8 protein-coding genes are annotated in these 12412 nt (G+C 41.5%); 4 read left to right on the top strand and 4 right to left on the bottom strand.

Going from position 1 to position 12412, the window contains the following annotated elements; all coding sequences use genetic code 11:
- Positions 1-4: 4 nt before the first annotated feature.
- The 4 genes from HMPREF0766_RS19475 to HMPREF0766_RS19460 all read left to right on the top strand — a co-directional run bounded on the left by HMPREF0766_RS19475 (position 5) and on the right by HMPREF0766_RS19460 (position 6712).
- Complete coding sequence (locus HMPREF0766_RS19475; RefSeq protein WP_003001267.1) at positions 5-1525, top strand: RagB/SusD family nutrient uptake outer membrane protein; 1521 nt, start codon at positions 5-7, stop codon at positions 1523-1525.
- 39 nt (positions 1526-1564) lie between these two features.
- The gene (locus HMPREF0766_RS19470; protein ID WP_037460987.1) at positions 1565-3040 is read left to right on the top strand and encodes an endo-1,6-beta-glucanase; all 1476 of its coding nucleotides are present in this window, start codon (positions 1565-1567) and stop codon (positions 3038-3040) included.
- Positions 3041-3048: 8 nt separating this feature from the next.
- The gene (locus HMPREF0766_RS19465; protein ID WP_003001263.1) at positions 3049-4383 is read left to right on the top strand and encodes a DUF5125 domain-containing protein; all 1335 of its coding nucleotides are present in this window, start codon (positions 3049-3051) and stop codon (positions 4381-4383) included.
- Positions 4384-5491: 1108 nt separating this feature from the next.
- Complete coding sequence (locus HMPREF0766_RS19460) at positions 5492-6712, top strand: DEAD/DEAH box helicase (RefSeq protein ID WP_003001258.1); 1221 nt, start codon at positions 5492-5494, stop codon at positions 6710-6712.
- Between the two features lie 101 nt (positions 6713-6813).
- Here the strand turns inward: HMPREF0766_RS19460 and HMPREF0766_RS19455 are convergent, their stop codons facing one another.
- The 4 genes from HMPREF0766_RS19455 to HMPREF0766_RS19440 all read right to left on the bottom strand — a co-directional run bounded on the left by HMPREF0766_RS19455 (position 6814) and on the right by HMPREF0766_RS19440 (position 12400).
- Positions 6814-8766 carry an OmpA family protein gene (locus HMPREF0766_RS19455; protein WP_003001256.1) on the bottom strand — a complete coding sequence of 651 codons (1953 nt, stop codon included), beginning with the start codon at positions 8764-8766 and terminating at the stop codon, positions 6814-6816.
- A 57-nt stretch (positions 8767-8823) separates the two neighbouring features.
- A complete protein-coding gene (locus HMPREF0766_RS19450) occupies positions 8824-9837 on the bottom strand; it encodes a PorP/SprF family type IX secretion system membrane protein (RefSeq protein ID WP_003001254.1) in 1014 nt (337 codons plus the stop codon).
- A 38-nt stretch (positions 9838-9875) separates the two neighbouring features.
- The gene (locus tag HMPREF0766_RS19445; RefSeq protein ID WP_037460943.1) at positions 9876-11462 is read right to left on the bottom strand and encodes a T9SS type B sorting domain-containing protein; all 1587 of its coding nucleotides are present in this window, start codon (positions 11460-11462) and stop codon (positions 9876-9878) included.
- A gap of 137 nt (positions 11463-11599) precedes the next feature.
- On the bottom strand, positions 11600-12400 hold the full coding sequence (locus tag HMPREF0766_RS19440; RefSeq protein WP_003001249.1) for a hypothetical protein: 801 nt from the start codon (positions 12398-12400) through the stop codon (positions 11600-11602).
- Between the last annotated feature and the right edge of the window lie 12 nt (positions 12401-12412).

Genomic DNA, 12412 nt, shown 5'->3' with positions numbered 1-12412 from the left:
GGATATGATATCAAGATATATATTAATTCTTTTGCTGAGCAGTATGGGATGTACAATGATATCCTGCTCATTAAACAGAGATCCGTTAGATACCTATTCAGATGTCACTGAAGGAGTAACGGAGACAGGCAAAAAAGTAGTGTTTAAAGATAAGGCAACTGTACTGAGTCATATGAAGACTCTTTATCAGCAGATGAGAGACCGGCAGGAACACTGGTATCTGGATCTCTTACTGATTGCGGAGTCGCATGCCGACAATGCATATGCCGGAACGACCGGAGCGGAAGTTATTCCGTTTGAGAATAATGCTATAGAAGGTTCTAATTCAGTAGTCAACAGGGATTGGAACCGGTATTTGCAGGATATAGGTCGTGCAAATCGTCTTATTGTCAATATTGACAGTGTGAAAGATAATACGCTGACTGCACAGGAACGCAAGCAGTATAAGGCGGAAGCGATGATCTTCAGAGCGATGATTATGTACGATATGGTACGAATATGGGGAAGTATTCCGGTGATTACAACAGAAGCAGCTGATATTACATCGGAGACACTCGAAGAAGTCTATCCGCAGTATTTTCCAAAACAGGCGACCGAGCAGGAGGCCTATCAGCAAATTGAAAAAGACTGTCTGGCTGCGCTGCAGGATGCTCCTAATAGTGTAGCTTCGGACAAAACGGTATTTTCAAAATCTGTAGCCAAGACATTACTTGCTAAGATATATGTAGAAAAACCACTTCGTGATTATGCCAAAGCCATACAGTACTGTGATGCAGTAACTGCAGACGGATTTGATCTGGTATCGGATTTCAGTGATCTGTTTGGAATGAATGCAGGAAATACCGATGCAAAAATGCGTAATACAAAAGAATCTATTCTGGAAGCGCAGTTTTTTCCGGGCAGCGGTAACTGGGCCACCTGGATGTTTGGACGTGATCTGATCAATTACGATAATAATTTTACCTGGGCGAAGTGGGTTACACCTTCACGTGATCTGATTAAAGCTTTTCAGGAGGAGGGAGATCAGATTCGGTTCAATCAGTCTGTTGTGTATTATGTAGCTAAATGGAGTAATTATTATCCGGCCAGCAATTATCCTTTTATGTATAAGCTGCGTTCGGCCAATAGCAGTATTATCAAATACAGATATGCCGATGTATTGCTGCTGAAGGCTGAAGCACTGATCCAGCAGGGAAGTTCTGATCTGTCTGCCGCTGCTGATATCATCGATCGTATTCGTGTACGGGCAGGATTACCCAAACTTACAGCAGCAGCAAAAGCCTCAAAAGAAACGATGTTGAGTGCTCTTCTTAAAGAAAGACGTCTGGAACTGGCTTTTGAAGGTCAGCGTTGGTTTGATCTGGTCAGACTGAATAAGGTGGAAGAAGTCATGAATGCCGTATTTGCAAAAGACAGCGGACGTAAGCCACTGGTCTATCCGTTTAATACAAATTCATACCGTTTACCTGTGCCGCAGGCAGCAATTGACCAAAATCCGAATCTGGTGCAAAATCCGGGGTATTAATTAATTCTATCAAAGATGAACAAGTATAATAATAAGTATATGATTTTAACATTCCTGTTTTCGTGTCTGCTGACTGTGGGATCATGCAACCGCGAGAGCTACACTCCTTCCAATGGTTCCTCATCTCCGGAAAGCGGAGATGTCACAATATATGTAACGACTAACAATCGTAGTTATGATTTCCAGAAGGAATACAAACCATTCAGTACGAAATTTAATATGTCGCCCAATACGATTACATTGGACCCTGCCGTCAAATTTCAGACTATGGATGGATTTGGTGCTGCAATAACGGGCTCGACCTGTTACAATCTGATGAAGATGAAAAAGGAAGACCGTACAACTTTCCTGAAAGAAACATTTTCAGATAAGGAAGGCATGGGGATGAGTTACATCCGTATAGCTATCGGATGTTCGGATTTCTCTTTGAGTGAATATACCTGCTGGGATACCCCCGGAATAGAAAACTTTGGACTTCAATCGGAAGAGAAGGATTATATTATTCCGGTATTGAAAGAGATACTCGCAATTAATCCGAATCTGAAGATCATAGGATCACCGTGGACAAGTCCCCGTTGGATGAAAGTAAATAATCTGACGGAGTTAAAAGCGTATAATTCATGGACCGGAGGTCAGCTTAATCCTGCACATTATCAGAATTATGGAACCTACTTCGTTAAATGGTTACAAGCCATGGCCGCTCAGGGTATAAAAGTGGAAGCGATTACTCCTCAGAATGAACCGTTGAACAAAGGTAATTCAGCCTCTTTGTATATGACCTGGGAGGAGCAAAAGGCCTTTGTAAAACAAGCGCTGGGACCACAATTGAGAGCTGCAGGTCTGCAGACAAAGATATATGCATTCGATCATAATTATAACTATGATAATATTGCCAGCCAGAATGATTATCCGGTCAATATTTATAAAGATCAGGAGGCTGCATCTTACTTTGCGGGAGCAGCTTATCATAATTACGGTGGTAATAAATCGGAGCTGCTGGATATTCATCAGCAACGACCTGACAAAGAGCTGATCTTTACCGAGACTTCTATAGGTACATGGAATGACGGGCGTAACCTCTCTACACGGTTGATGGAGGATATGCAGGAAGTTGCCCTGGGTACGGTCAATAACTGGAGCAGAGCAGTGATTGTCTGGAATCTGATGCTGGATACAGAAAAAGGCCCGAACCGCGAGGGCGGATGTCAGACTTGCTATGGTGCTGTAGATATCAATTCGGCAAATTATAAGACAATTACCCGTAATTCGCATTATTACATTATCGGACATTTGTCATCGGTCGTAAAACCGGGAGCGACACGTATAGGAGCATCGGGATATGCAGCTGACGGATTACAGTATTCCGCATTCCAGAATGCAGATGGCAGTTATGCGGTAGTATTGCTGAATAATTCGAATGAAAACCGTGCAATAACATTGAATGACAGTAAAAATCATTTTAGTTATCAGGTGCCGGCAAAATCTGTGGTCTCCTATCGTTGGACTTCTAAATAACAGTAATCATGAAGAAAAGTATATTAGCAGGATTTTTACTGCTGCATAGCCTAGGAATCTTTTATTCCTGTAAAAAGGATGAAAAATTAAGCCCCGGAAACCCGGAAATGACGCTTAAATCAGAGCTTAAAACAGCTTTATTTGGAGATAGCCTTTCCTTTGAAGTACAGGTGTCTGATGCTACTGTGCCCTTGTCTACACTCAAAGCCCAATTGTATTATACAGATGATCAGGTGGCCGAAACGGTTATACGAACTAAAGAGAACGGAACGTACTCCGGAAAAATCTTTATCCCGTTTTATAAAAATGTACCTGATGGTACGGCTACATTGAAACTGGTCTTGCAGAATATCAGTAAGACGACTACCGAGCAATCTCTTGATCTTGTCGTGAGTCGTCCGGATTTTCCTTACCTGACTCTGGTTGCTGAGGGAAAAGAATATAAGATGCAGAAAAAGACAGCTAACCAATATGCGGCAACTGAGGTTTTTCCATTTTCTGTTAAGGGATATATCAAAGCACCCAAAGTAGGGGTAAATGGCAATGAAATGAACTTTGGATGGGAAAGTAACGCAATCGCACTTGGATCCACTTCTCCGATTCCTTTTTCCAATTCTTCATCAGGTACATATACCATTGCATTTAATACCTTTAATTATGAAGCATCTCCGTTTATTATTGCTTATGCAATTAATCAGAAAGTGCTGAATCGTGTTAACGATGACAATTTCAGGACAGACCTGACGATAAATAAGGGTGATCAGGTAACAATTGATGGCTTTTCAGATCTTAAAGACTGGTGGATTGATCCGGATTTCTTTACAAAAGACAGTAACGGCAAACTGACTTTTAATGCCATAAATGGTAATTATAGAATTACGGCTAATTTTCCCAATAAATATTTTATCGTAGAAGCGCTGGACGGAAGTAATTATGCGTCATTGAAAGCGGACGGAACAGGAGCGATATGGATTATCGGTGAAGGGGTAGGGAAACCTTCGGTAACGAATAATCAGGTTGGTTGGAATACAGATAAAGCCCTTTGTCTGGCTCCAATAGGAAATAAGAAGTATCAGGTTACATTTAGAGGAAAGGAAACGATAAAGCTTGATAACATCAACTTTAAATTTTTCCATCAAAAAGGATGGGGCGGTGAATTTGGTTCTGCAGCCATTAAAACCTCCGGAGACCTGATCTTTATCGGTAACGGATCCAATGGCAGAGATTCCGGAAATTTGGGGCTGCTCACAGGTAAAACCCTGGAAGATGGAAAAACTTATGTATTTACTGTAGATGTCAGTGCAGGGAATACATCTGCAGTACTGACTGTACAGGCTAAATAAATACTTTGGAATAACGAAAGTATGGAAACGATTCCCTGATCTGCCAACCAGCAGATCAGGGAATCTTGTTTTGTTAGTGTCGCTGAACTGACTATGACTGGTTTAACCGTTGTCAATTCTCTGGCGCAGGTATGTTGCCTGTGCCTCTATATGTTGCCGGTGTGGACACCGACAAACGCAGTTGAAGCGTCTGTTGGCGTCCCGGCCAACAGTATGCGATACAGATAGTTTTTCAACTATAAAAGCACACAAGTTTTAACTTTATTAACAATATCAACCTTATCAACTTCTTAGTAACCTCTCTGCCCTGCGGGCATCTCTCCCTGGAAAGGAGAGAATTAATCCGGTTTAACCGCTGTTACTTCTCCGGCGCAGGCATGTTGCCTGTGCCTTTATAATGTTGCCGGTGTGGACACCGACAAACGCAGTTGATGAGTGTGTTGATGTCCACACCAACAGTATGCGATACAGATAGTTTCTTAACTATAGAAGCACACAAGTTGTAACTTTATTAACTATATCAACCTTATCAACTTCTTAGTAACCTCTCCGCCCTGCGGGCATCTCTCCTTGAAAAGGAGAGAATTAATCCGGTTTAACCGTTGTTACTTCTCTGGCGCAGGGATGTTGCCTGTGCCTTTATTATTCCGGATACGAGCGTGACACTCGCACCAGCTTTTTTTTCTTTGCGTCTGTTGGCGTCCCCGCCAACAGTATGAGATACAAATAGTTTTTTAACTATAAAAGCACAAAAGTTTTAACTTTATTAACAATATCAACCTTATCAACTTCTTAGTAACCTCTCTGCCCTGCGGGCATCTCTGCTTGAAAAGGAGAGAATTAATCCGGTTTAACCGCTGTTACTTCTCCGGCGCAGGCATGTTGCCTGTGCCTCTGTTATTCCGGATACGAGCGTGACGCTCGCACCAGCTTTTGTTTTTCTTTGCGTCTGTTGGTGTCCTCACCAACAGTATAACATGCTTATAACAAGCTGCTTATTTTTGAATTTTTAATTTCAAGGTCTATCAGACATACTTCTGTAATTTCTTTCTTTCAGAAAAAAACACTAAATTATGCTGTTTTTACAGTATAACGATATAATAAAAGATTGAAATTCACCGAATTTGGTTTGGCTCCTCTGTTGGAGGAGGGGTTAGACAGTATGGGTTATCTTGATGCAACTCCTATACAAGAACAGGCTATTCCTGTTATCCTCCAAGATAAAGACCTTATTGCCTGTGCGCAGACAGGTACAGGCAAAACTGCATCTTATCTCTTGCCTATCTTACATAAAATTGAAGTCCGAAAATCGGAACATGTCAATACCTTGATTTTAGCTCCCACACGTGAATTGGCGCTGCAAATTGATCAGCAGATCATGGGACTTGCTTATTTTACAGGTGCGACATCTATTGCAGTATATGGCGGAGGTGACGGGATAGGATATGAACAGCAGAAAAGAGCAATCCGGGAAGGAGTAAACATTATTGTAGCCACTCCCGGAAGATTGATTGCTCATATGACATCCGGTAAATTTGACTTCTCTAAACTGGAACATCTTATTCTTGATGAAGCTGATCGTATGTTAGATATGGGGTTCTATGAAGATATTCTGCGGATTATCAGTTATCTGCCGGCAAAACGTCAGAACTTGCTTTTTTCGGCTACTATGCCACCGAAGATTCGTTCTCTGGCTAAACAGATCCTTCATGATCCTACAGAAATAAACATTGCGATATCCAAACCTTCAGATGGCATAAAGCAGCAGGCATATCTGGTATATGATGAACAAAAAACGGAGTTGATCAAAACTATTCTCTCCGATGATAGCTATTCCAGTGTTATTATTTTTGCATCCAAGAAAGAAATCGTTAAGAGACTGACGCATGAATTGCAGAAAAAGGGAATAGCCGCTGAGGCATTTCATTCCGATCTGGAGCAGACTCAGCGTGAAGAGGTGATGAACAAGTTTAAAGGCAAGCGTCTGAGTGTACTTGTCGGAACGGATGTGATATCAAGAGGGATAGATGTTGTGGGAATAAGTTTGGTGATCAATTATGATGTACCTCCTGATCCTGAAGACTATGTCCATAGAGTAGGTAGGACTGCCAGAGCAGCAACTACCGGTACTGCCATAACTTTTATTAATACCAAAGATCAGAATCGTTTTGGCCGGATTGAAGCATTGATAGGTAATGAAATCGAAAAAGTATCCTTACCGGAAGGATTTTCCGAAGGACCTGTATATGATCCGAAAAGCCGGCCTGCGAAAAAGAAATTTCAACGGAAAAAGAAGCCGTTCAGGAAAGTCGCTAAGAAACAGGATTAACAGCTACTTATAAATAAAAACACTAACTTTTATGCCAGTAAAAGTTAGTGTTTTTATTTCTAGTCATTAACAGAATATGAAAATTTTACTTTCATTATTAGTTAATAGTCCAGTATTTTTATTTCTGTACGTCGGTTCGCCTGATGTTGTGCTTCTGTACAGCTTACACCATCTTTGCAGTTATTTACCAACTGGCTTTCTCCGTAACCTTTAGCTATAAGCCGGTTCCTTGCTATTCCGCGACTAACTATATAATCTACAGCAGATTGTGCTCTGCTTTGAGATAACTTCATATTATATTTAGCAGTAGCTCTGCTGTCTGTATGGCTTGATAATTCAACTCTTAAACCTGGGTTGTCCCGCATCGTTCGGGCAAGCTGATTGAGAATAGGTTTGGCGTCATCTCTGATATTATATTTATCCAGATCGTAGTAGATATTCTCCAATACAAAACTTGTCCCTTTTTCCATCACAGGTTGCAGACGTAGGGTCAGACGTATGGTGGTATCCCGATAGGGTAGAGGGGCTGTGAAAGCGATAGAATCTTCCATAAAACCCACTTTCTCCCCAACTATACGATAAGATAATCCGGGATCTGCCTGAAAGTTAAATTCACCTTTTTGATTGCTTGATTTGCTTTGAATTATCTGTCCTCTTTCATTCTGTAATGTCAGTTGTACAGATGCGATCAGCTCTGATGTTGCTTTATTGAAGGTTTGTCCTTCCAGATACACATGAATTTTTGGTTTTTGAAATGAAAATGAGTAAATGTCATCCAATCCCTTTCCACCTATGCGGTTGGAAGACATATATCCGGAAAAGGATTCATTATTTTTGCTGACAACCACATATGAAAAATCATCTGAAGCGGAATTTACAGGAAAACGCAGATTTTTGGATTTACTGAATCCATTCTCTTTTATCTCAGTCACGAAAATATCCAGACCGCCCATACCCGGAAAACCATTACTGGAATAATACAGCTTATTTCCGGAGACAGATGGAAACATTTCATCTCCTGATGAATTAACTTCCGGACCTGCATTTACCGGTTTGCCCCAGCTGCCGTCTGAATTACGTTGACAGAACCAGATATCTACACCGCCGATTCCTCCGGGCATATCCGAAGCAAAGTATAATGTTGACTCATCTTCACTTAATGCGGCATGTCCTGTAGAGTAGCGCTGTATATCATTGTAGGAAAACGGAGTCGCTGACCAGGAGTTTCCGGATCTGGTGTAGATGATCAGTTCCAGATTATGTTTTTTAAACGTGTAGTTTCCCGATCGTTGTTTTTTAGCATCTTTACCTGGGTAGGTCCGGGTGACCAACAGCAGGTTTCCATCTTTACTGACGGCCACAGGGCCAACATGATATGCGACATCGTTAAATACATCGGGTAAGATATTAGGATGTAATAAAGTGAAATCTTTGTCCGTTGCAGCTGAATATACGCGAAGATACGGCCGGCCGGTACGTCCGGAAATGCCTGTACTCCAGGTGCTGGGTTCACCTGCATATAATACATTCTTGTGAAGCAGCGTAGTGCCAAATTCAGAATAGCGTGTATTGATCCCATCCTCATTCTTTATTTTATGTAAAGTAGGTGAAGCCATCCATACGATTGCAGAATCGGCTCCCTGTATGGCGAGGGCAACTTCGTCTGTCTTTCCGGTGCGCATCGCATACTGATTAAACTGTTCTTTTGCGCCGGCATAGTTCCCTGTCGTTTTCAGCAGCTCTGCATATGCAAGTTGCGATTGATCCGAAAACTTTCCTTCATTGATAATACGGGCATACCAGTTTTGAGCGAGGCTATAGTTATCAATAAGATAATAACATTCTGCCAGACGCTCCATATCCTGAAGACGGGGTTTCTTTGTGTCTACAAGTTTCTCATAAATGCGAGCCGCCCTATAATATTCGTACTGATGATAGAACTTATCTGCGGTGACTCTGAGACTGACCTGCTCCTGACCTTTTACTGAAACTACTACGCTCAACAGTACTCCGATAGCCAGTAGTTTATATATAGTATGTAGTTTTTTTGCCATTATTTTGCTGTTATCAGGTTCTCTTCTAAATTTTATGTTGTACTTCCTGATTTTCTCCTAGAAAAAGCGCGGACTCAGGTACTGATTTGCTCCCCGGCTTCCGAATGTCAGGCCCAACGTGATTTCATGAGAGCCATTTTGTAGTCCACTCATGCGGTTGATCATTGCATCATATGAATATCCGATACGTAACCGTTCGGTCACATAGAACTGTGCAATACCGGTAATTGCATTCATTGCACTTAGTTTGTCTACAGTATGATCCTGATAAGTGCGGTTAAAGAGTTTGGCCCGTGTACGATATCCTGCTCCTATCCAGAATTTGCTGTTGAAGATTAACATCGTATTTATATCCAGCGATGTCGGTCCTTTAAAATCTTCTTTTAGCAGCAGACTTGGCCGTAAGTGGACGCCCTGACTCAACTCAAACAACATACCTGAAATCACATACATACTTACCGTACGATATAGATTTTCGGAAGTATTCTGATTGAACCGGTAGTCGGATCCTGAATTGGTACCATTGAAGAGATCCTGTATGGATACTCCGGCATACCAGCGAGGATTAGTATAGTATACACCTAAACGGATATCCGGCACCCAGTCAGATATTTTTCCTCTTGGAATTATCTGATCATTATAATCATTGGGATCCAGTTTATTTCCGTCAAGACTGTATTGGGTGACGCCTCCTGCTATGCCAAGACTTAGTCGCTGCGTATCTTCATCATCCAGTTGTAAACGAAAAGAATAGTTTCCATAGATTGCAGTAGCTGCCTGTGCACCCAGTTTGTCTGCAGTGAGATTAAGTCCTACTCCGTGTCGTTTTGTCTGGTCATCTAAAATACCATCTATAGAGACTGTTCCTGTTTTTGGGGCACCTTCCCAGCCGGTCCATTGGCTACGCAGACCTACTTGTGCAAACCACTCTTCTTTGTAGCCTGCATAAGCCGGATTCACACTCATGGAATTGAAAATGTATTGCGTAAACTGGATACTCTGCTGAGCATAGCTCTTACAGAAGCCAAGTAATCCTGTCAGCGTGAGTAAAATGTATTTTCTGTATTTCATTTTTAATAGTTCTTATGTAGTTTTTAAGACAATCACTATTATTGGGGTTTGATCAATACATCTCCTTTGAATACACGTGTTTCTCCACCCTTTATAGCTTCGATAATATAGAAATAGGTACCAGTATTCAGACCACTGCCGTTCCATTTATTATCGTAAGTACCGTTACGATATACTTCATTTCCCCAACGGTTGACAATGGTTATTCCGATACGATCATAATATTCATAGCCGATAATCTCAAAATAATCGTTGATACCATCTCCGTTCGGAGTAAATACATTCGGAATATGAAGGTCGCGGGAAAGGATATTAAGTGTGACACGGGCTGTATCCGAAAGTCCATATTCGTCAGTGATGCTATATTCAAAGGAATCTTCTCCTATGTAGCCCGGATCGGGGGTATAAGTGATGCTACCATCTATATTGACAGTTACCTTTCCGTGTTGTGGCTGACTGAGGATGGTTACTGAAGAAACGATAATGGGACTGGAGCCTGCATTGTCATTTTGCAATACATGTAATTGATTTTCCTTGTTGAGATATTCATCTGCATAGGCAATCGTAAAGGTGTCATCATTGGCTTCAGGGCCCTTGTAGCTGAACTTAGTCATCCAGGTACCGCTCAGCGTAGGAACAGCATAAGCTAATACGTCCTGCCGGCTGTGTATACCTGTCCCTACTAATGTGGTAACATCTCCGATCCAGTTACCGTTGCCTGAATATTGCATGATTTCTGCTTTGCTATCCACAAAGAGATTTCCATTGGTGATGGCCTGATGAATCAGCGTGTAATCCGCTCTCAGTTCCTTACTGGCATAAATATGCCAGATACGGTCCATACCTACCTCCGTATCCTTGATCTGGATTGTTGTCGCGGCTTTATAATCTATAACTCCGACATGGATATCATCGGCTGTTTTTGGAGTAAGGATTGCCGGAGTGTAGCTGCTTTCATTTATACCTACCGGAAACAGGAATTTTTCACCCTGTTTCAGACTCTTTACAAGTGAACTGCTCGGTATATTACCTGTTACAACATACCCGCGTATATTCTGATTCGGACTATTAATGCTACCTGCGTTTAATAACTGGGCATTAGACCCCAGAATCAGTTCAAATCCGTTGAGCAGAATATCTCCCCCTTGTACATTAAAATCAATGTTAGCATCTACTTTCAAACCTGCGGTATTATTTACACCTGCCGGAGTACCGTAACCCGGATCTGCAATGTCTGCCAACTTGATATTAGAAGGGTTGTCAATTGTAATATTTACTTTAATAAACTCTCCGTTATTTGCATCGATCAGTGTCGGTTGATTACCCCAGCCTGAATAGTAAGGATTGGAACCTGGATCTTTCAGAATAAGTTTACCACTTCCGGTGATTTTGGCGGTAGGAGCGACCCAGATCTTGTTGCTGTAGATATATAAATCTCCGTCAATCTGCCATTCTGCATTAGGGCCTATAAAGAGACTTTCTGAATATATAACATCTGCTGTGCCTTCAGAAACGATAAAAAAAGAGTTATTTGAAAAATCGGAATTTTTGCCATCTTGAGCATATAGCGATAGGCTAAACATCCCGATTGCAGCACTAAGGAAAAATTTGATAGAATTTTTCATACTAATACATGTTTGTACCTTCATGTACAGATTACGGTACCTTAATGACAGCAATCTAAAACTGTCAATACCTGTTATTAATCTGCTATGTAGTTTCATCTTCAGGTCTTTTATTGTTACTCCTTGTTTTGCTGTTTTTATTGTACAGGGACTGCATAAAAATAATTTTCAGAATTGTTGGTCGCATATTGGAAAATATCAGTGGCCCAACTTTGGAAAAGCAGATAGATGGTTGCTCCTGTGGATGCAGTCACATTAATAACCGAACTTCCGGATATAAAACTTGTCCCATTTGTATCAGTAGGCGAAGCTTTAGCCGCTTTAAATAATACCCCTGCATAAGAGGTGTTGTTCCCTGCCGGACCTAAATGGGTAAAGCCTACCTGCGCTATACTTGCTGGGCTAGAAGATAAGTAACAATGTTGCCAGCTATCGGTATTAATATTGTTAAATGTCATGCCTGCATTTACGGCCCATTTGCCCTGCGGAAGAGTGATAGATGCACCTGAAGCCACTACGCCACCAGAACCGCCATTAGCATGCACAGTAATAGCGGTGCCAGGGAAATCTCCTAATACTGTTGGACGAAATGCCGGGACCAAAGTCCAGCTGCCAATTCCGTTTGCATCACTGGTCAATACGTAGCCGTTGGCTTCCGTTCCATCTATGATTTTAATGGCAGCTCCGGCAGTACCGTTATCAATAACGAGTTTTGTGGTAGGAGCTATAGTACCAATACCAACATTACCTGTATTGGTAACAACAAAATCATTAGCAGGCTGTGTCCCTGTAGGGGCTCCGCTGGCATTATTATCTTTACCACCATCTACATGGAATGTAGTACGTGGATTTTTGGTATTGATTCCCGTATTTTGTGCGTAAGCGGATGCAAAGCAGATCGTAGCAAGCGCTGTAGCTATAATTTTAAATGTTTTCATTGTGTTGTATAT

The organism is Sphingobacterium spiritivorum ATCC 33861 (assembly GCF_000143765.1).
GTDB classification, from domain to species: domain Bacteria; phylum Bacteroidota; class Bacteroidia; order Sphingobacteriales; family Sphingobacteriaceae; genus Sphingobacterium; species Sphingobacterium spiritivorum.
The sequence above is the reverse complement of the archived record's forward strand: the minus strand, read 5'-3'. Positions and strand labels throughout refer to the sequence as shown.